Annotated in this window: 18 protein-coding genes; 11 read left to right on the top strand and 7 right to left on the bottom strand. The window is 40.2% G+C overall.

The features are described 5' to 3' along the window. Positions 1–50: 50 nt before the first annotated feature. The 4 genes from H6G59_RS10075 to H6G59_RS10060 all read left to right on the top strand — a co-directional run bounded on the left by H6G59_RS10075 (position 51) and on the right by H6G59_RS10060 (position 6173). Positions 51–1436, top strand: coding sequence for a class I SAM-dependent DNA methyltransferase (locus H6G59_RS10075; RefSeq protein WP_242038842.1), 1386 nt, complete (start codon positions 51–53; stop codon positions 1434–1436). 264 nt (positions 1437–1700) lie between these two features. Further along, positions 1701–1991 (top strand): helix-turn-helix transcriptional regulator, encoded by a 291-nt coding sequence (locus H6G59_RS10070; protein ID WP_190713978.1) that lies wholly within the window; start codon positions 1701–1703, stop codon positions 1989–1991. 38 nt (positions 1992–2029) lie between these two features. Further along, entirely contained in the window at positions 2030–3205 is a 1176-nt protein-coding gene (locus H6G59_RS10065; RefSeq protein ID WP_190713976.1) for a restriction endonuclease subunit S, read from the top strand. Positions 3206–3209: 4 nt separating this feature from the next. Next, on the top strand, positions 3210–6173 hold the full coding sequence (locus tag H6G59_RS10060) for a type I restriction endonuclease subunit R (RefSeq protein ID WP_190713974.1): 2964 nt from the start codon (positions 3210–3212) through the stop codon (positions 6171–6173). A 379-nt stretch (positions 6174–6552) separates the two neighbouring features. On the opposite strand, the gene H6G59_RS10055 is transcribed toward H6G59_RS10060, so the two are convergent. Beyond that, positions 6553–7266 (bottom strand): hypothetical protein, encoded by a 714-nt coding sequence (locus tag H6G59_RS10055; RefSeq protein WP_190713972.1) that lies wholly within the window; start codon positions 7264–7266, stop codon positions 6553–6555. 327 nt (positions 7267–7593) lie between these two features. Here H6G59_RS10055 and H6G59_RS10050 point away from each other — a divergent pair, with 327 nt between their 5' ends. Further along, on the top strand, positions 7594–8430 hold the full coding sequence (locus H6G59_RS10050) for a radical SAM protein (protein WP_190713970.1): 837 nt from the start codon (positions 7594–7596) through the stop codon (positions 8428–8430). Between the two features lie 197 nt (positions 8431–8627). Beyond that, a complete protein-coding gene (locus H6G59_RS10045; RefSeq protein ID WP_190713969.1) occupies positions 8628–9251 on the top strand; it encodes a 4Fe-4S single cluster domain-containing protein in 624 nt (207 codons plus the stop codon). A 194-nt stretch (positions 9252–9445) separates the two neighbouring features. Here H6G59_RS10045 and H6G59_RS10040 read toward each other — a convergent pair whose 3' ends face one another. From H6G59_RS10040 to H6G59_RS10020, 5 genes are all read right to left on the bottom strand, one after another. Continuing rightward, entirely contained in the window at positions 9446–10714 is a 1269-nt protein-coding gene (locus H6G59_RS10040) for a dihydroorotase (RefSeq protein WP_190713966.1), read from the bottom strand. A 166-nt stretch (positions 10715–10880) separates the two neighbouring features. Further along, entirely contained in the window at positions 10881–12224 is a 1344-nt protein-coding gene (locus H6G59_RS10035; RefSeq protein WP_190713964.1) for a histidine phosphatase family protein, read from the bottom strand. A 175-nt stretch (positions 12225–12399) separates the two neighbouring features. Next, positions 12400–12759, bottom strand: a complete 360-nt coding sequence (locus H6G59_RS10030; RefSeq protein ID WP_190713963.1) for a hypothetical protein — start codon at positions 12757–12759, stop codon at positions 12400–12402. 244 nt (positions 12760–13003) lie between these two features. Beyond that, positions 13004–14224 (bottom strand): DUF790 family protein, encoded by a 1221-nt coding sequence (locus H6G59_RS10025; RefSeq protein WP_190713961.1) that lies wholly within the window; start codon positions 14222–14224, stop codon positions 13004–13006. Then, positions 14154–15749: a DEAD/DEAH box helicase gene (locus H6G59_RS10020; RefSeq protein WP_190713959.1), complete on the bottom strand. Its 1596-nt coding sequence runs from the start codon at positions 15747–15749 to the stop codon at positions 14154–14156. Before H6G59_RS10020 ends, H6G59_RS10025 begins: the two co-directional genes overlap by 71 nt. 53 nt (positions 15750–15802) lie before the next feature. On the opposite strand from H6G59_RS10020, the gene H6G59_RS10015 reads away from it, so the two are divergent. The 5 genes from H6G59_RS10015 to H6G59_RS09995 all read left to right on the top strand — a co-directional run bounded on the left by H6G59_RS10015 (position 15803) and on the right by H6G59_RS09995 (position 23013). Beyond that, positions 15803–17104, top strand: a complete 1302-nt coding sequence (locus tag H6G59_RS10015; protein ID WP_190713957.1) for an adenylate/guanylate cyclase domain-containing protein — start codon at positions 15803–15805, stop codon at positions 17102–17104. A gap of 326 nt (positions 17105–17430) precedes the next feature. Continuing rightward, positions 17431–20115, top strand: a complete 2685-nt coding sequence (locus tag H6G59_RS10010; RefSeq protein ID WP_190713955.1) for a hybrid sensor histidine kinase/response regulator — start codon at positions 17431–17433, stop codon at positions 20113–20115. A 437-nt stretch (positions 20116–20552) separates the two neighbouring features. Then, positions 20553–21752: a serine/threonine protein kinase gene (locus H6G59_RS10005; protein ID WP_190713954.1), complete on the top strand. Its 1200-nt coding sequence runs from the start codon at positions 20553–20555 to the stop codon at positions 21750–21752. A gap of 189 nt (positions 21753–21941) precedes the next feature. Beyond that, the gene (locus tag H6G59_RS10000; protein ID WP_190713952.1) at positions 21942–22721 is read left to right on the top strand and encodes a sulfite exporter TauE/SafE family protein; all 780 of its coding nucleotides are present in this window, start codon (positions 21942–21944) and stop codon (positions 22719–22721) included. A gap of 130 nt (positions 22722–22851) precedes the next feature. After that, the gene (locus H6G59_RS09995) at positions 22852–23013 is read left to right on the top strand and encodes a hypothetical protein (protein ID WP_190713950.1); all 162 of its coding nucleotides are present in this window, start codon (positions 22852–22854) and stop codon (positions 23011–23013) included. Here H6G59_RS09995 and H6G59_RS09990 read toward each other — a convergent pair. Further along, positions 23010–23750: an amino acid ABC transporter ATP-binding protein gene (locus H6G59_RS09990; RefSeq protein WP_190713948.1), complete on the bottom strand. Its 741-nt coding sequence runs from the start codon at positions 23748–23750 to the stop codon at positions 23010–23012. The two genes, H6G59_RS09995 and H6G59_RS09990, sit on opposite strands and share 4 nt — an antisense overlap. Between the last annotated feature and the right edge of the window lie 256 nt (positions 23751–24006).

Here is a 24006-nt window from a genome sequence, read left to right as displayed (position 1 = left end):
CCTACGCAAATAATTTCAGAACTCAAATATTATTCCTATATGTCTTTCCCTTGTTGTTTTACAAACGGCTATCTGATGTTTGGGACGAGGAATTTGCTAAAGCCCTGGCTGATACAGATGATATTAATTATGCCCGTGAAACTGCTAATGATCGCTTTATAATTCCTGATGGATCTCACTGGAAAGATGTCCGCACTGTTGCTAAGGATGTAGGCAAAGCTTTACTCAATGCCATGCGAGCTATTGAAACAGCTAACCCTGGACGTTTAAATGGTATTTTCGGTGATGCCCCTTGGACAAATAAAGAACGTTTACCTGATTCTGTTATTAAGAACTTACTAGAGCATTTTTCCACTGTGGTGCTTTCTCTAGCTAATGTTCCTGAAGATGAACTAGGGAATGCTTATGAATATCTGATTAAACAGTTTGCTGATGACAGTGGACATACAGCACAGGAGTTTTATACAAATCGTACCGTTGTTTATTTAATGGTGCAGATGCTTGCACCGAAAGCAGATGATCGCATTTATGATCCTACCTGCGGCACTGGTGGAATGTTAATTTCCGCATTAACTGAAGTCAAGCGTACAGGTGGAGAACATCGCACTCTCAAGCTTTATGGACAGGAACGCAATCATATAACTTCTGCTATTGCTCGGATGAATTTGGTTTTACATGGAGTAGATGATTACCAAATCATGCGCGGGGATACATTGGAAAATCCTGCTTTCATTGAAGATGATCAACTACAGACTTTTGATGTAGTTTTGGCTAATCCCCCCTATTCTATTAAACAGTGGAAGCGGGAAGCTTTTCAAACTGACCAATGGCAGCGTAATTTTTTGGGAACACCCCCTCAAGGAAGGGCAGATTATGCCTTTTTTCAGCACATTCTCAAAAGTCTAGATCCAAAAACGGGACGCTGTGCGATTCTTTTTCCGCATGGGGTACTGTTCCGTAAGGAAGAAGCCCAAATGCGAGAGAATTTAGTCAAGTCTGATTTGGTGGAATGTGTGCTGGGTTTGGGTGCAAATCTGTTTTACAATTCCCCAATGGAAGCTTGTATTATTATTTGCCGTACCTGTAAGCCTCCAGAAAGGCAAGGACGGATTTTATTTATTGATGCTGTCCATGAAGTAGCACGTGTCCAGGGGCAAAGTTTTCTCAAACCAGAACATCAGTTACGTATTCTCAACACTTACCAAAGTTATATTGATGATCCTGGTTTTGCTAAGATTGCCAGTGTAGAGGAAATTGCTACCCAGGATTATAGTTTATCTATTCCGTTGTATGTGCGTCGAAAAACAGCAGATCACCAAACTGAGGATGTAAAAACCTTGCGTGAAGTTTGGGAAGATTGGGAACAAGGCAGTAGAGCTTTTTGGCTAGAAATGGATGCTTTAGTTGATATGCTGGATTCGTTAGAGGATGTCTGAGAAGTTGTTAGTGATAAATCAAACACTGGTAGATCCCCCTAAATCCCCCTTAAAAAGGGGGACTTTAAGAGTTTATTGCCCCCCTTAAAAAGGGGGACTTTAAGAGTTTATTGCCCCCCTTAAAAAGGGGGACTTTAAGAGTTTATTGCCCCCCTTAAAAAGGGGGGTTGGGGGGATCTCGATCAATTTTGATACTTTTCAGACATCCTCTTAGAAGTTAATTAATAGAGATGCCGATTTATATTATTTTAATTCAAGATGACTATGACTAAAACAAACCGACCTTTTACTCCAGATTGGGTTTCTCCTCCGGGTGATACTATTGCTGACATATTAGAAGAACGTAATTTAACAGTAGAACAATTAATAGAAGCTGTTGGTTATAGCAGTGAATTTGTAAATTTGCTGATCAAGGGTGAAGTTTCTATTAATGAAGAAATAGCGATCAAACTAGAACAGGTGATAGGATTTACAGCAGATTTTTGGCTTCGTCATGAGGCTCAATATCAGGCAGGTTTGCCGCGGTTACAAAAAAATAATGTTAATCAAAAGTAGAGTTAATTTAAAATTTCTAAGGGTATATTAAGTACAAGATGATACAAGCCGATACATTAAAACCAGGGTGGCAAATTTGGCGATTTGATCAGATAGCAACTAACGTTAATGACCGCATTAATGATCCAAGTAAAGCTGAAACTGAATATTATGTTGGTTTAGAACACCTTGACTCTGATTCCTTAAAAATTCGACGTTGGGGTTCTCCATCTGATGTTGAAGCGACTAAATTATGTTTCCGTAAAGGAGATATTATTTTTGGTCGTCGTCGTGTTTATCAGCGTAAAGTTGCGGTAGCTGATTTTGATGGTATTTGTTCTGCTCATGCTTTAGTGCTTCGTGCTAAACCAGAAGTCATTCTTCCAGAATTTTTGCCGTTCTTTATGCAAAGTGACGTTTTTATGGAACGTGCAAAAGCAATTTCGGTTGGTTCATTATCACCTACTATTAATTGGAAAACGCTTGCTAAAGAAGAATTTGCTTTGCCGCCATTGAAGGATCAAGAAAAGCTTTTAAAAGTGGCAGTTTCTTTAAGAGAAAACCTTCAAGCCTATGACAATACAGTTATTACAGGATATACGCTAGAAAATGCTTGGTTAAAAAATCGACTAGAAAAAATATCTAAAATGTCCCCAATAGCACGGGCAACTGAAGTGTTAGAACACTTGACTGTCGGCATTGTTGTTAAGCCTGCTAAGTGGTATGTTGATCCTCCAAATGGTGTACCTGCATTACGCTCGATTAATGTACAGCCACACAAAATGAATTTTAATGATTTAGTTTATATAAGTCTTGAAGGTCACTCCATACATGAGAAATCACAACTTATTTCTGGTGATGTTGTAATTGTAAGAACTGGTAGGCCAGGTGATGCTGCTGTTATTCCAGAAGGGTTAGGTTTACTTAACTGTATTGATCTGATTATTGCAAGACCAAAATCTTGTCTCTTGCCAACATACCTTGCTGCTGTTATAAATTCTCCTTTTGGACGAAAACAAATTGCCAAAGGAATAGCTGGTACGGCACAGCAACATTTTAATGTTGGCTCATTTAAGGATCTTAAATTTCCATTACCACCAATAGAAGAGCAAAGGTCTTTTATCACTGAGTATGACTTAATATCTCAAACAATTAACAAATTGACCTTGCGATATGAGCAAAACAAAGCTTTATATCGGTCTGCTCTGCAAAAATTATTTTTGGAGAAAGAATAATAGTATGTTCAACGAAGCTAACACCGTCGAAGCCTTGGTCCGTGATATCCTCTGCGGTAAAATCAGCCAAACCGCACCACCTCAACCTGGCTTATCACGCACAAACAGAAAAATTAACGGTGTTGGTTGGAACTACCTCCCCTCAGAACACATCCCCCGTCAACCTCAAGAAGTCTTCGTTGAAAGCTTTGTCCGCGATGCTTTAATTCGCCTCAACCCAGAAATCACCGCCAACCCTAACCTAGCAGAAGAAGTCCTCTACCGCTTACGGGCAATAGTGCTATCAGTCCGCAGTGATGGACTCATCCGGGCTAACGAAGAGTTTACCATCTGGTTACGGGGCGATCGCACTATGCCCTTTGGTATCAACCACGAACATACCACAGTCCGCCTCATAGACTTTGACAACCTAGAAAATAATCAATACATCCTCACCACCCAATACACCTACCGCGCTGGTACAGAAGAACGTCGAGCCGATTTAGTGCTGTTAGTTAATGGTTTTCCACTCGTTGTTATTGAAGCTAAAACCCCCGTCAGACAAGCAGTAACTTGGGTAGATGGGGCATTACAAGTACATGACGACTATGAAAAAAACGTCCCAGAATTGTTTGCTTGTAACGTCTTCAGTGTAGCTACAGAAGGCAAAGAATTACGCTATGGTTCAATCCGTATGCCGGTAGACCTGTGGGGACCTTGGCGAACAGATGACAATACACCTCTTACCAGTTTAGCAGCCCTCAAAGATGCGATCGCTTCCCTACATAGTCCCGCAGTTATTTTAGATATCCTGAATTATTTCACCTTATTTGCCACTGATAAGAAAAAACGCCGGATCAAAATCATTTGTCGCTATCAACAATACGAAGCTGTAAACAAGATAGTTGAGCGTGTAGTGGCAGGTAGACCCAAAAAAGGCTTAATTTGGCATTTCCAAGGCTCAGGTAAATCCCTGTTAATGGTATTCGCTGCTCAAAAAATGCGGATGCGATCGCAACTACGAAACCCTACTGTCATCATCGTAGTAGATCGCCTTGATTTAGATGCTCAAATTAGCTCGACTTTTCACGCTTCTGATATTCCCAACTTAGTCAAAGCGGAAACCTGTGATGAGTTAGAAAAACTCCTCAAACAAGACACCCGCAAAATTATTATTACTACTATTTTTAGATTTGGGGAAGCAAAAGGAGTTCTTAACTCCCGTGAAAATATTATTGTCCTAGTAGATGAAGCCCATCGCACCCAAGAAGGCGATTTAGGGATGAAAATGCGAGCAGCATTACCACAGGCTTTCCTATTTGGTTTTACAGGTACACCCATCAACCAAAGAGATAGAAACACCTTCTATGCGTTTGGTGCAGAAGAAGACGAACGTGGCTATATGAGTCGCTATGGTTTTGAAGAATCTATCCGTGATGGGGCTACACTACCTCTGCATTTTGAACCCCGTTTAGTAGAACTGCATATAGACAAAGATGCCATAGACCAAGCATACTCAGAATTAACAGGTGAACTATCAGAATTAGATCGAGAAACTCTCACCAAAGCAGTTTCTAAAATGGCTGTACTGGTGAAAGTTCCAGACAGGATTACTAATATTTGTGCCGACATAGCCCAACATTACCAACAGAAAGTAGCTCCCAATGGCTTTAAAGGTATGGTTGTTACCTACGATCAAGAATGCTGTTTATTGTATAAAGCAGAATTAGATAAACACTTACCCCCAGAAGCCAGTGAAATAGTTATTTCTGCCACAGGGAAAGATGAGAGATTGAAACCCTATTACCGCACTCGTGATCAAGAAGAAAAATTATTAGATAGATATCGTGATGCCAAAGATCCTCTAAAAATTCTCATCGTCACTGCCAAATTACTTACAGGATTTGACGCGCCTATTCTCCAAGCGATGTATTTGGATAAACCTTTAAAAACTCATACCTTACTCCAAGCTATTTGTCGCACTAATCGAAATTATGGTAACACAAAAACTCATGGTTTAGTAGTAGATTATCTGGGTGTATTTGATGATGTAGCCCAAGCATTAGACTTTGATGAACAAGGTTTTCAACAAGTTGTTTCTGGAATTAATATTTTAAAAAATGAACTTCCCGGAGCAGTACAAAAATGTTTGGCTTATTTCCCAGGAGTAGATAGAAACCTGAGTGGATATGAAGGATTAATTGCTGCTCAGGATTGTTTGCCTAATAATAATGTACGTGATAACTTTGCTGCTGATTACAACAACCTAACTAAATTATGGGAAGCTATATCACCAGATCCCATCCTCATTAATTACCAAACAGATTATAAATGGCTATCTCAAGTTTATATTTCTGTTCAACCAACAACAGGCATGGGTAAACTTTTATGGCACGCTCTTGGAGCAAAAACCATTGAGTTAATCCATGAAAATGTACGAGTAGAAGCAGTACGTGATGATTTAGAAGAAATTATTTTAGATGCGGAATTATTAGAAGTAGTTTTAAATTCTTCAGACCCCAGAAAGAAAGCCAAGGAAATAGAAATCAAAGTTGCTACAAGACTACGCCAACACATTAATAATCCCCGTTTCCGAGCCTTATCAGAACGCCTAGAAGCCCTGAAAGAACGCCATGAACAAGGACAAATTCACAGTGTAGCCTTCCTGAAAGATTTACTTGATTTAGCTCGTGATTTGCTACAAACAGAAAAAGATACTCCAGCAGAGGTAGAAGAAGATAGAGGTAAAGCAGCTTTAACCGAACTATTTTTAGAAGTTCGCAATGAGCAAACACCAAAAATGGTGGAACGAATTGTTAATGATATTGATGAAATAGTCAGATTAGTACGCTTCCCAGGATGGCAGAAAACCAGCGCAGGTGAGAGGGAAGTAAAACAGGCTTTACGAAAGACTTTGTTTAAATATAAGTTGCACCAAGATAAGGATCTTTTTGACAAGGCTTATGGTTATATCAGGCAGTATTATTGAGGAGTCAATTCAGTTTATTTATCACTATGTCATTTTTGTAAAAATTGACAATATACTAAAGCTATTGCTATAAGAAATATAATAAGTATTTTCTCTAAGAACTAAAAGCACAAATTAGCGAAGTAAGCTTAAAATTTTTTGCCCGTTTTTATCCTATTTATCTTGTTTGAGCTACCACATAGTGTAAACCGAGGCTTTTACTAACAAATTGGGGTAATTTTTAACTAAAAGTCTGAAAATACCTATAAAATAATACTTTTAAAAAGTCTGCAAAACCTTCACCCCCGGCTCAAATCCGGATGTCGCCTTTGAAAAAAAGTGTAAATTAAAACCCCAGCAATCATTGCCGAGGGTTTTTGTGTATGTTGAGCCGATACATTTACTGTTTAACAAATTTCCAGGTTCCACTATCACTATCTCTATCAGAACCGGCAGCAGTTGAGACACACAGCAGATTCTCAGAACAGCTTCTTCCCCTCGTATCTAAGTAACCTCCTTGCCAATTACCGTAACCATTCAAAATATGAACAGGTTGATCTTCACTTATGGAACCTGAAGACTTGAATTTAGGAATTATTTTCCATGTGCCGCTACCACTATCTCTGTTAGGGCTGTTGGCTGTGGATACACACAGCAGATTCTCAGAACAGCCTCTTCCCCTCGTATCTAAGTAACCACCATTTCCTTGAGCATATTGATTCTGAAAATAAACATCATCAAGGGACTTAACTGCTCCTTTTTTTCCAGTTTTTGAGAGTATTTTCCATGTGCCGCTACCATTATCTCTGTTAGGGCTGTTAGCTGTGGAGACACACAGCAGATTTTGAGAACAGTCTCTTCCTCTAGTGTCCAAGTAACCTCCTTGCCAATTATCGTAACCATTAACGATCTTGTATGTTTGCCCATACTTTAGTTGTGATGTATGTGCTTCGCTGGAATTAGTATTGGTAAAGCTAAATATGCTCGTTGCTAATAATAAGAAAGCGCCCATTGTTGCTTTGATCAGCATAGGTTTCTTCATTATTTTTCCCTTTAAGCTGTTATTTGCTGGCGATACATTAGCAGAATCTGTTTTGTTAGTTTGAGATGTCATTTTAGTTATTTCCTAATTTGATGTATTTGAATTGTTCTATTTATCTACGCGTTCATCCTGCGGTTTTTATGCACAGGTCAAGTTTTAGCTTTTTAGTGTCAGCACAAAAGAATGACTTCTATTAGCATTAACTATTGGGCTTCTTGCTGAATTACACGTTTGACTTTTGAAGCTTATGCAGTTTTGACGGGACAAATCCCAAAATTTTTTGATTTGCAAGTCTCTTACCTCACGACTTCCTCACAAACTAGCTCTAAATTTTAGATAAATTCAGCTATTGGGCTGATCTCAAAAGGTTGCAGACTAGGCTTAAGTGATGAGGTAGTTATGAGTCAATCGCCAATACCGGAAAAACTAGAATATCCCTCAGTATATGGCCCGGTAAATTCTTGGCGATTTGGGCGATCGCTGGGTATCGATCCTATTGGGATCATATCTACCTGTTCTTTTAACTGTGTCTATTGTCAGTTAGGGAATATTCAGCAAAAGACAACTCAACGGCAAATTTTTGTCCCTACTAGCCAAATTATCTCTAATTTGCAAAGGTTTGTACGGAGAGAAGTGCCAATAGATGTAGTCACTATTAGTGGTAGTGGTGAACCCACCCTAGCGCTGAATTTAGGGGAAATTCTGGCAGCTACAAAAAAAATTATCAAACAACCAAAAGTAGTATTAACCAATAGCACTTTGCTAGGTGATCAATCAGTTCGGGACGCGTTAGCACTAGCGGATATTGTTGCCGTTAAACTGGATGCAGTTTCGTCAAATCAACTACGGCAGATTAATCAGCCATTAGATACGATTGATTTACCAGATATCCTCAAGGGAATTGAACAATTTAGACAGGAATATCAGGGATGTATGGCAATACAAACCATGATTTTGTCTTCTTGGACGGCAGAAATACAAGCACATTACATACACTTGATTAAGCGTCTCCAACCTGATGAAATTCAACTTAACATTCCTTCCCGTTCCCGCATCTTAGTTGATCAGTTAGAATCCAGAGATGATGAGATTGTCGAATCTCGCTCTTATAGCTGTCAGAATCTCAAATGTATCAGCGCTGAAGAACTCAGTGCTTTGGCTCAAAAAATTTATAATGTTACTAAAATTCCTGTACGTTACGCCCCAATGTCAGAATTCGTAATTCGTAATTCGTAATTCGTAATTATACTAAACACGGTTGGAACATGGACTTTTGCAAGATCACGAAAAACCCCTACAAACCCCTACCTATGGAATCAAATAATTAAGCCGTGTTGAGTATATCTATTTTTTCCTCTGCTACCTTTTCTTTCTTCCCTGCTATATTTTCGTCACGTTGTACTACTTATATTCTGCAATTAAGGAGTTAAGACATGGAACCTAAGTCAACCGATCCATTATTAGCACTCAAGGAAATTCCCGCTGGCTATCTCAACATTATGGGTTATGTTGATAGGTCAGAAGTCAACGGACCTGGTAGTCGTGCTGTGGTTTGGGTACAAGGTTGTCCCCGTGAGTGTGCTGGTTGCTTTAATCCCGACTCTTGGACATTTGAGATTAATCAGCTAGTTGCGATTGATACCTTGGCAGCAGATATTATCAAAAATCCCCATAACACAGGTGTAACTTTTTCAGGTGGTGAACCATTTTGGCAAGCATCCGCATTAGCTAATTTAGCGCGTCAGGTGAAAGCCGCTGGATTAAATGTGATGTCTTTTACCGGGTTTACCCTCAAGCAACTACAATCTGAATCTGCACCTCCCGGTTCCCAAGAATTGTTAGCAGAATTAGATATTTTAATTGACGGGCCTTTTATCCAATCTCAAGCAATTAATTCTCCTACGTCTCCTGTTGCTTCTAGAAATCAACAGGTTCATATCTTCAACCCTGAATTTAAAGACCAAATTAGCTGGGCCAGCGATCAAATAGAAGTTCACGTCCTCAAAGATGGCGATCGCATTGTCACTGGTTATCAAGGTTGGTTAGAACTGACTTAGGGCAAGGGTGCAGGGGACGGGGACGCGGAGATGGGGTGACGCGGAGATGGGGTGACGCGAGGAAAATTAAGAATTCCCTGTTAAGAATTCCCTGTTAAGAGTTCCCTGTTTACGAATTACGAATTACGTATCCCTAACGGAACCGGAGGCACTATTACGAATTACGAATTACGAATTACGAATTACGAATTACCTCAGCACCACGTTTGTAAAACGCGACCTTTGATTTCTTGCCCAAACCAAGGTGTATTATTAGATAGTGTATGCAGATTTTCTCTGTTGACTTTCCAGGTTTGCTGAGGATCAAATAATGTTAATTCGGCTTTTTCACCAGATTTAATAGCTTTCAGTTCTTGCTGTAAACAGGCCGCTGGCTTGTTACTCAAAACCTGCCATAATTCTAAAGCTGTAAATTCCCCAGTTTCAACGAGATTTTGCCACAGTAAAGGTAATGCCAATTCTAAACCAATTGCTCCCGGTGGTGATTCTGCAAATGCCTGGACTTTTTCTTCGTAGGTGTAAGCTGCATGATCAATAGCGATCGCATCTATGACTCCTCCACGCACTCCCCCACGCAACGCCGCTACATCACTGGGATTTCCTAAAGGTGGGTCTAAATGCAAGGATGTGTGATAACTCTTAATATCTCTAGTATCAAGTAACAAGTGCATCCAAGTGGTGCTGGCTGTAACTGGTAAACCTTGGAATTTTGCAGTAGCAATCAGTTCCACACTCCGCGCTGTGGAAACCCGCATAATGTGTACAGGGGTACGAATAGCGGCGACTAATTCCAACAAAGCTGCGATCGCAGTTGTTTCCGCACTGGCTGGAACAGGAGGTAAACCCACACGGAAAGCTTCCGCACCTTCCCGCATCATCCCATTTGCTGACAAATAGCGATCGCATGGCCAAAACGCCACAGGTTTACCAAAAGGTTGGAGATATTCCAACACCCGTCGTACCAGTCCCAAATTTTCCCAAGGTTTACCATCCGTAAAACCCACAACTCCCGCAGTAGCTAAATCGGCAAATTCCGTCAACTGCTTACCAGCTAAATCGAGAGTTATTGCACCCCAAACTTGAAGCTGGGGAGAAGAATCTAAACCCTCCTCTAACTTAATCTGCTTCTGTAATTGAGCCACCAAAGCCGGGTTATCAATAGCGGGCAATGTATCCGGTAAAACGGTCACTCTCGTAAAACCACCAGCAGATGCAGCTTGCAAAAAAGAAACCAAAGTTTCTCTCTCTTCAAAACCAGGTTCACCAGAATGGCTATATAAATCTACTAAACCATTACCCAGAACTAACCCTCGACAATCTCTAATAACAGTATCGGGACTGATATCAGCAATTTGTGGAGCTATTGCTTGGATATAACCATCAGCAATTAACACATCAGCTATTTGATCAGTTCCCGAAACTGGGTCGATTACCCTTACTTGTTGCAACAGTTCAGTTGTCATGTGCTATTAGCTTTTACCTATGAGTGCTTCAGCTGTGTGTCTATTTTATTTGTTCAATATGCAAATTTTAGATTTCGGATTTGGGATGAATGAAAAAATCTCATCATCTAAAATTCAATAAACGACAGCCGATAGCGTAGCGTGGCCTCAGCCCTACAATGAACCCCTACAATGCTCCAGCAGCCGTTTTATCCAATACACCGCCACTTAAATGACTCGTGATATTCATGGCTTCCAAGACTGGTAAACCATTTGCTCCTTCGGGGTAGTCAATTACGCTAACTGCGCCATTTCCCTGGCGGAAATTCCAGAAATTTTCTGGTGATAAACCCAGAATATGACAAAGTAAGGTTTTATTAGTAGCGTCGTGGGCTACCACTAAACCGATTTTGAGTTGATTTACCTCAGCGGCTTCTAGTATTGAACGCCAAGCAGCAACACTACGTTCCCTTACCTGTTGTAAATTTTCTCCTTCTGGCATTTGTACCTCTGCTGGTAATGTGCGCCAGCGTTCTAACTCTCCAGGAAACTCTTGTTCTATTTCTTTCTCAAATTTTCCTTCCCAGAGTCCGTGACTAATTTCTCTTAAACCTTCAAGTAGTTCTAACTGCACACCAGGATGTTGTTTGAGAATTATTTCGGCTGTTTCTTTCGGACGCGCCATTGTGCTGCTAAAAGCAAAATCAATTTTTACATCTTTGAGAAATTCCCCAGCTTTTGCAGCTTGTTGTCTCCCATTATCGTTGAGAGGAACATCAATTTGACCTTGAAACTGGCCTTGGCGATTCCATTCGGTTTCGCCGTGACGTACTAATAATAATCGGAATCCTTGATGATTCGGTCGCAAAGTGGGTAGAGTATCACCCAAATGCTGCGTCTGATTCATTGATTCTAGTTGCACTGGTTCACCCAACCCACCACTAAAATTCAAGACGCTAATACCGCAGTTAGATTGCTGTATTCCATGATAGCCACTGGGGGGAATTCCCAAAGCTGTACTAATCAGCGCACGATTAATACCATTATGTCCAACAATGAGAATATTTTCGCCTTGATGACGAGATAAAATTTCTTGCCAAAACTGCTGTGCTTGCTCGTACAAAGCCAGAACCGGAAAATGTTCTCTTGTCCCCTGTGCGTCATGGATCATCATCCGCAGTTCGTGGGGGCGTTTTTTCCAAATGCTATAGTCTTCAGGAAACTTTTCTTTAACATCACTACTCAGCATTTCTGCCCACAAAGGCAAATCAACTTCTAGTAATTCTTCAGAAACTTGGATTTGAGCAGACTTTTCAACCAATTCGCTGCGAATAATCTCTGCTGTAGTTTTGGCGCGGTTGAGGGGGCTGCAATAAATTGCCTGAAATGAAATCTTACTGAGGGCTTTACCCGCTTGATTAGCGTCGTTACGACCTTTTTCGGTTAGTCTTGACGCATCAGTTCGTCCTTGGATGCGTTTCTCAGTATTGTAGGTACTCTGACCATGACGCACAATGATGACACGAGTCATCTTTTTCCCCTCCTCTATCTAAAGGACTAATCTTACTGCATAATGTTGTCCTAAATATTGCAAAAATTAAATCATCGTTCCATACAGTAATATCTTGTTCGATTAAATACTTATAATTGGGTCTGACGCGGAGAGTTTTTTGATAAGTAATTAAGCGAACATAGTATTACTTAGATTATTGATCATCACTCACATCTAACTGTAGTTGTAAACCATCATTACCGTTAATAGTTTGATTTGCTGGTTGCAGAAAAATCGCATTACTTGGTATGGATATTGACTCACTCGGTGGTAATTCTTCGTAGATGAGGTTTTGCTGACTGCGATTGTTAGATGTATTTCCGGGATTTTGTTGGTTAAAAAATCTACCAAAGTCATTTTGAGCGCTGCGATAATCAATATTAACTAGAGACTCACCACTTAAAGTAAAACTTCCTGGTTGAGGCTGTGCTAAATTCGATTGTGCATACACCGTGCTATCTACACTGAAAAGAGCGGATATAATTCCTAATGTAATAGTAATTTTTGCTGGCATGGATTTTATCCAATTCTTTATTAAGAGGATGTAAATTTCCCTGATCAAAAAGATATTCTTACTGCTGATGATTATAAATCACGCTTTAGATAGATTTGTATTGACATACACATATTTTTATTAACTATTATTAATTTTATTAATTTAGATTTTGCAGCGTCTCAATCAGGGTTGGTGGGCAATGCCCTTTAACACGAAATAATCAGGTTTTACGACTATATTTTCATATTTACATTTACATATTTTATTCTTCATTAATCACAGCCAACACAGATTTTGGTAATAACTTTTCTTTAAACCAAATAATTTTCGCAGGTACATCATCTAATTTAACACCAGCTTTTTCTAAATTTAATCTTTCCGAAATTGCCAAAATCAAATTATCACAATTTGCACGCCGCACCTGAGAAAACTTCTTTTGTAAATATTCTGGTCGCCAATAACCGACAATTTCTAATAAAAAGCTCCGTCCATCAGGATGTACTAGACGAAAATCGGGAATCATTACACTTCCAGGAATGGGAATTAAATCAACTTCTCGCTCTAAAATCCAACCACTTTTCAACCCATCCCATTTATCAGCAAAGGACTGTTCCAACATACTATCATAAGGCTTACCAGGCGGATAGTGAGAGACTAAACCGCATTCAGAATTGAGAGTAAATCTGCCTGTTTTCCATTCATTTGTATAAAAATCTCGTGTTTTTAAAGTTGCGGCTAAACTCCATTTACTCACATGAAGTAAAGCCGGAATCATTTTGGCTATTGATAAACCATAACGAGTACTAGGAGTAAATAAACTTGTCGGACCATCAATGCTAATTGTAAACCCATGATCAGCATCACCTTCAATATAAGCCATTAATTGAAACAATTTCAAATAACGAAATAACAACTTATATTCTCCTGGAACATTGCGATGAGCATTTAACACCAACTGACTAGCTTTATAAAAAACACCTTGTACCTGAGATAAATTATAGCGATGTAATATATCCTCTGGTTTTGGTGTATCAAAAGCAGTTAAAATTTTATTTTCAGACAAATCAGCATAAAGTCCATGACGCACCTGAATTGGTAGAACTTCCTGGTTTAATTCCTGACTCAATTCATCAGCAACTTTACTCAAAGTAACTTCCGTTGCTTCCCGACTAGGAAAAGATTGTGCAGCTAAAGAAAAAACCCTTTCCCTTAACATGGGAGGTTCCAGAGGACTAACAACTTCAAAAGTGCAGAAACTGCTCTTAAGAATATAAGCCAAACCCCGCTTCATTCTATAATCAGTCGTATCACCTTCAAAATCTGATAATTGACTTTCAAGAACACCTTGAGTTTTCCCCACCGCTTCCTGAAAAAAATTAATTAAATCAGTCGTTAACTGCAAATGCTTATGATCAAGTTTCAGTCTCTTCGGAATAATTTCCTCCCCGTTTTGACGATGAATCAGTAACTCCGTTGGTAACATCTTTCTTCTGTGTTGAATAATTAATTTCTAACTGTTCAGCAGCCTTAGCACCTTTTTCCTTACCACCCCCATAAACAACCTTTAAATTCCCCCTCTTCTTATCTTCCTTCTCTTTTTTATCTTTCTTCATTTCTTCCTCTCCGCGTCCCCGCGTCCCCGTGTCCCCGCGTCTCCGAGCCGAAGTTCCCTCCTCACTAGTATCTTCCGCCACTACTTCATATAAAATCGCCTGCTTATTTTCAATATTTCCCTTACGTAAAACCCTACCCAAACGCTGAATATACTCCCTCGCAGAACCGGTTCCCGACAAAATAATTGCTATCGAAGCCGCCGGAACATCAACACCTTCATTTAATACATGAGAAGCTACCAAAGTATTATATTCCCCCTCCTTAAACTTAGTTAAAATTTCATGCCTTTCTTTCACAGGAGTTTGATGAGTAATAGCCGGAATTAGCAAATCTTGGGAAATGCGATAAACCGTAGCATTATCAGCAGTAAAAATCAAAATACGGGCGGGGAAATGTTCAGCTAATAAATCAGCCAGAATTCTTAATTTACCATCAGTCCCCAGAGCGATTTCTTTTGCTTGACGATGTGCTAACATCGCCCTGCGGCCAATTTGCGATCGCGCACTCATTTGGACAAAAGTCTGCCAACCTTGCAAACTTCCCAAAGAAATCCGCGATTGTTTCAAAAAATCATTGCGGGTTTGAATTAACTGGTTGTATCTTTCCCGCTCAAGTTGAGATAACTTCACCTTAATTTGCACAATTTGATGTTCTGCTAAAGCCTTACCCGCCAAGTCTTCAGCACGTTTGCGATAAACTTCTCTACCAATGAGAATGTTTAAATCAGCGTGTTTGCCATCGGTGCGTTCTGGTGTAGCAGAGAGTCCTAGCCGATAAGGTGCGATCGCATATTCAGCAATTACCCGATTAAAATCTGTCGGTAAATGGTGGCATTCATCAAAGATAATCAAAGCATATTTGTTACCCAAACTTTCCGCATGAATGGCAGCACTATCATAAGTAGCAACCAAAATCGGTGTTTTATCCCGTGAACCACCTCCCAGCAACCCCAATTCAGCATCAGGAAAAGCCGCCGTTAGATGTGCATACCACTGATGCATCAAATCCAAAGTCGGCACCACAATCAACGTCGTGCGCGGTGTCGCTTGCATCGCCATTTGTGCCAAATAAGTCTTACCTGCCGCCGTGGGCAGCACCACCACTCCCTGTCTTCCCGCCAATTTCCAAGCCGCTAAAGCCTCACTCTGATGGGGATAGGGTGTCATTTCTAAACTGGGAACCAATTCTAGGGGATAAAATCCCTTAGCCTCATCGATAAAGTTGGTTTCATCCGCTTGCAATGCTTCGACTACACAGCGATATCTGATTGCCGGAATGCGAAACTTTTCAATTCTGTCATCCCATGTAGCATAATCTATCCAAGCTTTGCTGCGCGGTGGTGGGTGTAAAATTAACGTGCCACGATCAAAAGTTAAAGTGGGGTTGCGACCCATTTAGGTTTTCTCCCTACTCGTTGACATTTAACTACTAATAACCCAAAAAGCGCATGATTCCCAAAAGAGATTTTGGCAAAACCCACCTAGACGCACTCTTTACCCCAGAGATATCCGACTGGCAGATAGATGTAAGCTCTGTAGAATCTTATAGAGAACAGCGACAGCGCTTCATGATCAAACGTTTGCAATTGCAAACAAAAATCATGTTACTTGTGGGCTTAACCCTAATGACATATTTTCTTTGGGTAAATAACCAACCAGGAGAGAAAATACTGGCTTTGAAAATTGGGTTATTAACTGAATTTTTTATTTTGATTTGTTGGTTTTTATGCCGAACATCTCTGGGTCGTCGTTACCCACACTTAATTCTTTTGAGTTTATGCTGGTCTGTAACTTGCGCCGTACAAATTGATACGGCTTTATTGTTAAATTATGTAGAGCCGTTTACTAATCTTTGGAATCTGATGTTTCTCACCCAAGCAACTATGGTTCCCGTTATGTGGCGGATACATTTAATCTCCCAAATCGGCACAACTATCTGCTATTTGACATTATATTTTTTGTACAATCCTCAATTTAAGCAACCTTTAAATTTTTATATTGAGCAGGGATTATATTTATTTTGGACAAGTTTAATTTGTGTATTTTCTGTTTATTTATATGAAAACCTTAGAAAAAAAGAATTTCGAGCTAGGCAAGAACTAGAAATAGCCCAACAACAGTCAGAAAAACTAATTTTAAATATTTTGCCAAGGGTGATTGCAGAACAATTAAAACAGGAACATACTACTATTGCCGACAGTTTTCTGGAAGTGACGGTTTTATTTGCTGATATTGTGGGATTTACCGAGCTTTCCAGTCATACCCCGCCGCCACAATTAGTTGAATTATTAAACACAATATTCTGTTTATTTGATGAGTTAGCAGAACTGCATGGAGTAGAAAAAATCAAGACAATTGGCGATGCTTATATGGCAGTTGCTGGTTTACCAAATCACCGTAGCGACCATGCCATAGCTATAGCAAATATGGCGCTAGATATGCAACAGGCTGTAACTCTATTTAACCAAGAACAAAATCAATCATTTCGGATTCGTATCGGTATTAGTACAGGGCCAGTAGTAGCAGGGGTAATTGGTTTAAAGAAATTTGCTTATGACCTGTGGGGAGATACTGTGAATACTGCTAGTAGAATGGAATCACATGGTATCGCAGGTACTATTCAGGTTTGTGAAGCGAGTTATCATCTGTTAAAAGAACAGTATTTATTGGAAAAACGCGGTTTAATTAAAGTTAAAGGTAAAGGAGAAATGATGACTTATTTACTAAAAGGAATCAAGGTTGAAAATTAACAAATTCTGTGGGTTTAAGTAAATAGCAACTAACAAAGGGTAAGTATGTTAGGCGGAAACTAAACCTATATTACAAAACTTAATTACGAATTATTTAAACCTTTTTTTACTGGATAGTTATTTACGCCGTGTTGTACGAAGATGAATCAAAACCATGTATCCTTACATATTTCAAGACAAACTTTCGCAAATGATTTTACTACTTTAGATAGATTCATCGTCAGCAACTGTTGTTATGGTATTTGCCTGTTGCATAATAAGGCTTGAGCTATAGCTACATTTGGAGACAAATCTCATTAGCTCTCTGCACTAAAGGAGAAGCCACATTGAAAGGAAAATCTTTCTTTCTATCAAACTTTACTGTAGCATTTGCATCTGTTGGTATTGCTTTTGTGCTAACACTCGCGCTACAGCCATTGTTAACGCCAACTATTTTTATGCTATTTTTTGCTGCCGTAGCATTTAGTAGCTGGTACGGTGGGATTCTGTCAGGGTTATTGACTACTACTTTGTCTAGTTTAGCCGTTAACTACTTTTTTTTAACTCCAGTATTTTCGAGCTATGTTGATTATCCAGACAGCATAATTCGCTTAATTTTATTTATCACAGTAGCAATATTTATATCCTGGATGAACTCAGAGGTACGTAATGCTAAAAAGCGTCTAGAAATAACTGTAAAGCAGTTAGCAGAGAGTGAGTCTAAATTCAGACGATTGAAAAACTCTAACATCATCGGAGTGATTTTAGCCGATATGAACGGCAGGATTTTAGAAGCAAATGATGCCTTTTTAAAGATGGTGGGTTATACACAAGAGGATTTACTAACAGGAAAATTACGGTGTAGAGAAATAACACCTCCAGAATATTGGGAAAAAAGCGATCGCATGGCGCTAGAAATCAAGACCACAGGAGTGTGTCAACCTTTTGAGAAACAATATATCCGCAAAGATGGTAGCCGGGTGAGTATCTTATTAGGTTTAGCTGCATTAGAAAATAATTCAGAGCAAGTAATCGGGTTTGTTGTAGATTTGAGCGAACGCAAACAGATAGAAGAGTCCTTGCGCCAACGGGAAGAACAACTACGCCTGATTACAAATACTTTACCCGTGCAAATTTCTTATATTGATGCTCAACAGCATTATCGCTTTAATAATAAAAGATATGAAGAATGGTTTGATATTTCCACCACGCAAATGTATGGCAAGCACCTCAAAGAAATCCTAGGGGAGTCTGTTTATCAGTCCATCTCTCCTTATATAGAAACAGTATTATCAGGACAGCAAGTAACCTACGAAACTCAACTACAAAAAAAAGATGGCAGGAACCATCATATAAATGTTACTTACGTGCCTCAAATCAATCAGCAGGGTGACGTAGAAGGATTTGTCGCTCTTATTAGAGATATTACACAAGAAAAGCAAGCAGAAGTGGCTCTGAAGCAAAGCGAAGAACGGTTTCGCCAACTCACAGAAAAAGCGCGTGTAATTCCTTGGGAAGCAGATCCAAATAGTGGGAATTTTACCTATGTTGGCCCCCAAACTGAAGAAATTCTCGGCTATTCTTTAACTGATTGGTATAAAGAAAATTTTTGGGCAGAACACATCCACCCAGAAGATCAGGAGTGGGCAGTCCAATATTGCCTTGACTCTTCGCTGACACGGGATAATTACGAATTTGAATACAGAATGTTGGCCGCTGATGGCAGAATAGTCTGGTTGTATGACATTGTTAATGTCCTGCGGGATGAAAACAGACCTCAGCTACTACATGGATTCATGATAGATATTACTGAGCGCAAGCAAGCAGAGCAAGAACGGGAAAAATTACTAGAACGTGAACAAGTAGCAAGGGCTGAGGCAGAAGCCGTAAACCGAATCAAAGATGAGTTTTTAGCGACACTCTCCCATGAACTCCGCACTCCTCTCAATGCCATGCTGGGTTGGACTCAGCTACTCAGGAGCCGCAAATTTGACGAAAATACTACCGCTAGGGCATTGGAAACCATCGATCGCAATAGCCGCACCCTAGCACAGTTAATAGAAGATGTTTTGGATGTTTCGCGGATTATTCGTGGCAAACTCCGGCTCAATCTCCGTCCCGTGGAGCTTGTACCCTTGGTGGAAGCGGCTATTGACACCGTGCGTCCAGCTGCGGACGCGAAAGAAATTAGCCTCGATTTTCAATCGGACTCAGCGGTAGGGATAGTCATGGGCGATGCCAACCGCTTGCAACAAATAGTCTGGAATTTGCTCTCCAACGCTGTCAAGTTCACACCCAAAAGAGGCAGAGTGGAGATACAACTAGAGCGCATTAATTCCCGTGTGCAAATCCGAGTTAGTGATAATGGCAGCGGCATTGATCCTGAATTTCTGCCTCATGTATTTGAGCGCTTTCGTCAAGCAGATAGCTCAACTACGCGATCGCATGGTGGATTAGGATTAGGTTTAGCGATCGTCCGCCATTTGGTAGAACTACATGGTGGCACAGTTTCAGTAATCAGCCAAGGCATTCAACAGGGGGCGACATTCATTGTCAATCTACCCATGAAAGTCGTCTCCATCAACTACGATACAGCACAGCCAGAGCCATCCATTGACCCGGATACCCATACGAATCAGCAATTGTCTATACTGGAAGGTTTACGGGTGCTGCTAGTTGATGATGAAGCAGACGCTCGTCACTTGCTCACCACCATTTTGGGACAATATGGCGCTCAAGTTATGGCAGTTGCTTCTGCTATGGAAGCCATGAGTGCTTTACAAAAATTCCATCCAGATATATTAGTCAGTGATATTGGGATGCCCCAAGAAGACGGCTATACACTAATTCGTAAAATTAGAACTCTTTCCATTGAACAAGGAGGACGGATTCCCGCAGTAGCGCTGACAGCCTACGCGAGGACAGAAGATCGCACTCAAGCTTTATTAGCTGGGTTTCAGTTACATATTCCCAAGCCTATAAATCCAGCTGAGTTAGCAGTTGTAGTTGCTAATTTAGCTGGAAGAACCTAAATCTGAGTAACGAGTACCGAGTACCGAGTACCGAGTACTGAGTAACGAGTCCTGATATCAATTCACTTAATTAAAGCTACAAATGAATCTCCGTGTCTCCGCGTCCCCGTGTCTCCGCGTCCCTGCGTACCCCATCTCCCCCCCTGACAAGGGTAGGTTTTTAATATTATCTGTTAAGGCAGGACTAGGAAGACAAGGAGGGAAAGTAGACAAGGAAGATTTTCTCCGCACAATGGTCTTTTTGTTACTAAGAGAATATGATTTTGTACGTGTTTCCTCCCTTGTCCACTGTCCTTCCTTGTCCCCCAAGTCTTGCCCTCACGACAATGTAAAATACCTAGCCTTGTGAGCCTCTCCCCCCTGCCTCTTTTCATATTTTTTGAGTATCCTGGAATAATATGGGAATACTCTGAATGTAAATTGCCAGCAGGTGCTAGATGCTGCAAGCAGAACAAATCTTACAAGAACGTTATCAAATCGAACGCCAACTTGGGAATAATGGAATTCGCCAAACTTGGTTAGCTAAGGATTTACAAGCCGCTGACGAAGAAAATTCGTTGGTTGTAGTTAAACTCTTGGCTTTTGGTGGTGCTGTCCAGTGGGATGACCTCAAACTCTTTGAACGGGAAGCGCAGATTCTCAAACAGCTAAATCATCCCCGCATCCCTCAGTATATTGACTATTTTTGCATGGATGACCGCAGTCTCTGGTTTGGCTTAGTCCAAGAATATATTCCTGGTGAGTCACTCAAGGAAAAACTAGTTGCTGGAGGAAGATTTACTGAAAACCAAACTCGGAAAATTGCAGTTCAGGTGTTAAAAATTCTCATCTATCTACATGAATTAAATCCAGGTGTTTTACATCGAGATATTAAACCGAGTAATTTAATTTGGGGTGAAGATAATCAAATTTATTTAGTCGATTTTGGTGCAGTTCAAGATAAAGCCGCTAAAGAAGGTGTGACTTTTACCGTTGTGGGTACTTATGGTTATGCACCTATAGAACAATTTGGTGGTCGGGCAGTTCCAGCATCAGATTTATATGCTTTAGGAGCATCTTTAATTCATTTGTTAACAGGTCTTGCTCCAGCAGATTTACCCCAGAAAGATTTACGGTTGCAATTTGCAGACCAAGTTAGCCTTAGTCAGTATTTTGTAAATTGGCTGGAAAAGTTGACAGAACCTGCTCCAGAACAACGTTTCTCTAGCGCCCGTCAAGCGCTGGATGTTCTCAAATCTGGTCAAGTTGTTAAAAAAGCAGCAAAAGAAAATCAATCTTTAAGCACAAAAGAATTTATTAATAATTCTGGCTGTGGTATTTTTAATAGCTCCGAGAAGGTTCCAGAAGAAATTCTAGGTTGGAATTGGGGCGCATTTTTGATGCCTTGGTTATGGGTTTGGCCTAATTATGTTTGGCTTTATGGATTGGTGTGTTTAATACCACAAATTGGGTGGATAATGACAATTGCTCTAGGCGCAAAAGGTAATGAGTGGGCTTGGAAAAGTAGGCACTGGCGAAGTATTCAACAATTTAAAGATCATCAGAGAGGCTGGGCAATTGCTGGGATGATGATTGGTGTACCGTTAAGTATTCTGTTTTGGGGACTTGCTTACACTATCATGAAATCAATTTTTTAAATTTTGAGTGCAACCGTATTTCACAAATCATACAGCAGAATTCAGGAGTCAAATAATTTTGGATTTTGGATTTTAGATTTTGGATTGACTCCATACCTGAAGGTAGGGACTTGAGTAAAGAATTGTAGATTTTGGATTTTCAGTTTATGCCTCCTGCAACTTTCAATCTGCTGTAATTACTTAGAAATAATGCCGCATAATTTAACAATTATCCATAGCTTGCTTCTCTTTAGTACCGCGTTTATTGCAGGTGGACTCAATGCTGTAGCAGGAGGTGGAAGTTTTATTACATTCCCCACCCTGATATTTACAGGTATGCCACCAATTACCGCCAATGCCACAAATAATACTGCTCTTTGGATAGCAGCTGTAGCCAGTGCGGGAGCCTATCGTCGAGATTTGAGCATTGAAAGGCGAGAATTGTTGGTACTAGCGGCTATAAGTTTAGTTGGTGGGGTGATTGGTTCTGTGGCTTTGTTATATACATCACCAGATGTGTTTAAAAAGTTGCTTCCATACTTGTTACTGTCAGCAACGCTAATATTTACATTTAGCGAACCTTTGAAGAAATGGCTTCAACTTCAGAGCAAAAATTCATCATCAGAATCTCCACCTTTATTTATTCTCTCACTTGCTCAACTAGCGATCGCAATTTATGGTGGTTTCTTTGGTGCAGGTTTAGGAATCTTAATGTTGGCCACCCTCACCTTTTTAGGTATCAAAAATATTCACGCCATGAATGCCTTTAAAGCCTTTCTCGGCAGTTGTATCAATGGTATCGCCATTATTCCCTTTATGGTTGCGGGTTTGATAGTTTGGCATCAAGCTATATTGATGGCGGTTGGCGGTTCCCTTGGTGGTTACTTATGCGCTAATTATTCCCGAAAACTAGATCCTGGCTTGGTGCGGAAATTTGTGATGGTAGTTGCTTTCAGCATGACTACCTACTTTTTCCTTCATCAGAATTAAAATAATTCGTAATTCGTAATTCGTAATTCGTAATTAAGTTTTGCAACGGGGATTTAGACCCCGCCACAAAACTTGCTGCCTGTAGAGGCAGGGGAATTAAACCCCCAGAATTGGTTAAATAAGACATGAAATGAACGAACCGCAAAGACGCATAGACACCCGAAGGGTGGCTTCCCAAAGGGTAGGACGCGAAGGTAAGAAGAAAGAAGAGAGTTCTCAGATACTTATTCTGCATTTTTACAAAATTGGGATGCTCCCATCTGCTGTAAATTCTCCGCAGAATATTGGTTAGAGAATCTGTGATAAAAACTTGCGCGTTCTTTCTTCTTGAGGATTAGTAAAAAAGGTTTCTGGGGTAGCTGATTCAACTAAAGAACCGCTATCCATGAGAATAACTCGATCTGCGACTTCACGCGCAAATCCGACTTCATGGGTAACGACTACCATTGTCATTCCATCACGGGCAAGATTTCGCATCACATCTAATACTTCTCTGACCATTTCTGGATCTAAAGCTGAAGTGGGTTCATCAAATAGCATAATTTTGGGTTGCATGGCTAAAGCACGGGCTATGGCTACTCGTTGTTGTTGTCCACCAGATAACTGTCCTGGATATTTTTGTGCTTGTTCTAAAATGCCAACTCTTTCTAACAGTTGCATTGCCAATTCTTCAGCTTTTTGCTTCGACAAATGACGTACCCAAATCGGTGCTAAAGTAATATTTTGCAGAACTGTTAAATGGGGAAATAAATTGAATTGTTGAAATACCATGCCTACTTCTTGGCGAATGGTGTCAATATTTCTTAAATCCTTGCTGATAGTAATACCATCAATAGTAATTTTCCCTTGTTGATATGCTTCTAAAGCGTTAAAAGTGCGAATAAAAGTAGATTTACCAGAACCTGATGGCCCCATCAAAACAACCACTTCGCCCCGATTAACAGTTAAACTTGCACCCTGGAGAACGTGAAATTTACCATACCATTTATGAACATCTTCAGCAATAATTATCGGTATTTCTTCTAACATATTCTTGTTATACCTAATCATTTATGAATTATTTTAATCTTCCTCTCCGCGTTCTCTGCGCTACGCCAGTTGCTACAACGCGGGAAACCCGACGACAGTCGCCTCAAGTCGGGAAACCCGCCCACGGCGCTGTCTCCCCAACGCACTGGCTCCTCTGCGTGATAAAAATTAATTATACACATTGTCTTTCTGTTCCCTGACTCCATGAATAAAATTCTTTGTGATTCGTAGTTGCGAATATTAAAATAATTGATAC

Source organism: Anabaena lutea FACHB-196, from assembly GCF_014698305.1.
In the GTDB taxonomy this organism is placed as follows: Bacteria; Cyanobacteriota; Cyanobacteriia; order Cyanobacteriales; family Nostocaceae; genus Anabaena; species Anabaena lutea.
The sequence above is the reverse complement of the archived record's forward strand: the minus strand, read 5'-3'. Positions and strand labels throughout refer to the sequence as shown.

Excerpts from the sequence above, each read along its gene's own strand:
- H6G59_RS10035 (WP_190713964.1), bottom strand. The coding sequence starts at position 12,224 with ATGACTCGTGTCATCATTGTGCGTCATGGTCAGAGTACCTACAATACT.
- H6G59_RS10030 (WP_190713963.1), bottom strand. The coding sequence starts at position 12,759 with ATGCCAGCAAAAATTACTATTACATTAGGAATTATATCCGCTCTTTTC.
- H6G59_RS10020 (WP_190713959.1), bottom strand. The coding sequence starts at position 15,749 with ATGGGTCGCAACCCCACTTTAACTTTTGATCGTGGCACGTTAATTTTA.
- H6G59_RS10040 (WP_190713966.1), bottom strand. The coding sequence starts at position 10,714 with ATGACAACTGAACTGTTGCAACAAGTAAGGGTAATCGACCCAGTTTCG.
- H6G59_RS10060 (WP_190713974.1), top strand. The coding sequence starts at position 3,210 with ATGTTCAACGAAGCTAACACCGTCGAAGCCTTGGTCCGTGATATCCTC.
- H6G59_RS10015 (WP_190713957.1), top strand. The coding sequence starts at position 15,803 with ATGATTCCCAAAAGAGATTTTGGCAAAACCCACCTAGACGCACTCTTT.
- H6G59_RS10065 (WP_190713976.1), top strand. The coding sequence starts at position 2,030 with ATGATACAAGCCGATACATTAAAACCAGGGTGGCAAATTTGGCGATTT.
- H6G59_RS10055 (WP_190713972.1), bottom strand. The coding sequence starts at position 7,266 with ATGACATCTCAAACTAACAAAACAGATTCTGCTAATGTATCGCCAGCA.
- H6G59_RS10050 (WP_190713970.1), top strand. The coding sequence starts at position 7,594 with ATGAGTCAATCGCCAATACCGGAAAAACTAGAATATCCCTCAGTATAT.
- H6G59_RS10000 (WP_190713952.1), top strand. The coding sequence starts at position 21,942 with ATGCCGCATAATTTAACAATTATCCATAGCTTGCTTCTCTTTAGTACC.
- H6G59_RS10005 (WP_190713954.1), top strand. The coding sequence starts at position 20,553 with ATGCTGCAAGCAGAACAAATCTTACAAGAACGTTATCAAATCGAACGC.
- H6G59_RS10025 (WP_190713961.1), bottom strand. The coding sequence starts at position 14,224 with ATGTTACCAACGGAGTTACTGATTCATCGTCAAAACGGGGAGGAAATT.
- H6G59_RS09995 (WP_190713950.1), top strand. The coding sequence starts at position 22,852 with ATGAACGAACCGCAAAGACGCATAGACACCCGAAGGGTGGCTTCCCAA.
- H6G59_RS10070 (WP_190713978.1), top strand. The coding sequence starts at position 1,701 with ATGACTAAAACAAACCGACCTTTTACTCCAGATTGGGTTTCTCCTCCG.
- H6G59_RS09990 (WP_190713948.1), bottom strand. The coding sequence starts at position 23,750 with ATGTTAGAAGAAATACCGATAATTATTGCTGAAGATGTTCATAAATGG.
- H6G59_RS10045 (WP_190713969.1), top strand. The coding sequence starts at position 8,628 with ATGGAACCTAAGTCAACCGATCCATTATTAGCACTCAAGGAAATTCCC.